This is a genomic window from Rickettsia sp. Tenjiku01, from assembly GCF_001653015.1.
Classification (GTDB): Bacteria; Pseudomonadota; Alphaproteobacteria; order Rickettsiales; family Rickettsiaceae; genus Rickettsia; species Rickettsia rickettsii.
In genome coordinates, this window is sequence record NZ_BCMR01000002.1 from 1 (window position 1) to 1,353 (window position 1,353).

Genomic DNA, 1,353 nt, shown 5'->3' on the forward strand with positions numbered 1-1,353 from the left:
AATTAAATAATAAAGAGCTTTATAAATAGTTTTAAAAAATATGTCAAGTGAATTAACTATATTGGCAAGTTTTACAATAAAAAGTACTTCTGCCTGAATGCTTTATCTTGATAATAGTGCTAGAGCAGCTTAAACAACTTTGTCCCTCTCTACCGTAAACCTTAAGTTGCTTAGTAAAATAACCAGGTTTGTTATTGCCGTTTACAAAATCTTTAAGAGTAGTACCGCCGGCAGTTATAGCTTTAGTTAACACATCTCTAATCGCTTTAATTAAATTTTTTATTTCATCATCCCTTAAATCGCTACCTGATTTATCCGGATGAATTCTAGCTAAATGCAGACTTTCGGAAGCATAGATATTACCGACTCCGACTATAACTCTATTATCCATAATCAAGTTTTTTATTGGTATTTTTTTAGTTTGTAGCTTATCTTTTAGATATTCTAACGTCAATAAATCAGAAAAAGGCTCTATGCCTAAATCATTAAAAAATTCTTTTTCTAAGAGATCAGTCTTAAAACTATAAATCATACCGAATCGTCTAGTATCGTTGAAAATTAACTTTTCACTGTTACTTAAATCAAAAATCACATGATCGTGTTTTTGAGTTTTATAATTAGCAGATTGCAGAGTAAATCTGCCGCTCATGCCTAGATGAACTATTAAAGAATAATCATTATTAAAATCTATAATTAAATATTTTGCACGACGCCTAACATCCAGTATATTAGTATTTAAGATTTCTGTAGCTAAAAGCGGGGATAGCTTATAACGTAAATTATCTCTTTTTAACTCTACATTTTCTATAATAAGCCCGATTAGCTTATTTTTTAGAGAGTTTTTAAGAGTTTCTACTTCAGGAAGTTCCGGCATTTGATACTAATATTTATAATAAAAAACTATGAACCAAACAAATTTTGGCTTTAAAAAAGTAGACTACACTAAAAAACAAGGTTTAGTAAATAACGTTTTTTCTAATGTCGCTGATAAGTATGATTTAATGAATGACTTAATGAGTTTGGGATTACATCGCTTATGGAAAGATGAATTTATTAGGCAAATTCCAAATCTTAACTCTCATATATTAGATGTTGCTAGTGGTAGCGGTGATATTGCTCTAAAACTTGCTAACAAAGCAAGAGATAGAGTTAATAATATCTCTTTAACTTTAAGTGATATTAATGAAGAAATGTTAAAGCAAGCTAAGAAAAAAGCAATAGATCTGAATTTATTTCAAAATCTTAAATTTATTGTAGCAAGTGCTGAAGCACTACCATTTCCGGATGATAGTTTTGATTATTATACTATAGCATTCGGTATTAGAAACGTACCTGATATAAATACGGCTTTAA

2 protein-coding genes are annotated in these 1,353 nt (G+C 29.2%); one reads left to right on the forward strand and one right to left on the reverse strand.

Going from position 1 to position 1,353, the window contains the following annotated elements; all coding sequences use genetic code 11:
• Positions 1–52: 52 nt before the first annotated feature.
• Entirely contained in the window at positions 53–874 is an 822-nt protein-coding gene (mutM, locus tag TENJIKU01_RS00395) for a bifunctional DNA-formamidopyrimidine glycosylase/DNA-(apurinic or apyrimidinic site) lyase (protein ID WP_064428781.1), read from the reverse strand.
• A 28-nt stretch (positions 875–902) separates the two neighbouring features.
• Between mutM and TENJIKU01_RS00400 the strand changes: the two genes are divergently transcribed.
• Positions 903–1,353: class I SAM-dependent methyltransferase (locus tag TENJIKU01_RS00400; RefSeq protein ID WP_153019841.1), on the forward strand; the 451-nt coding region annotated here is incomplete at its 3' end.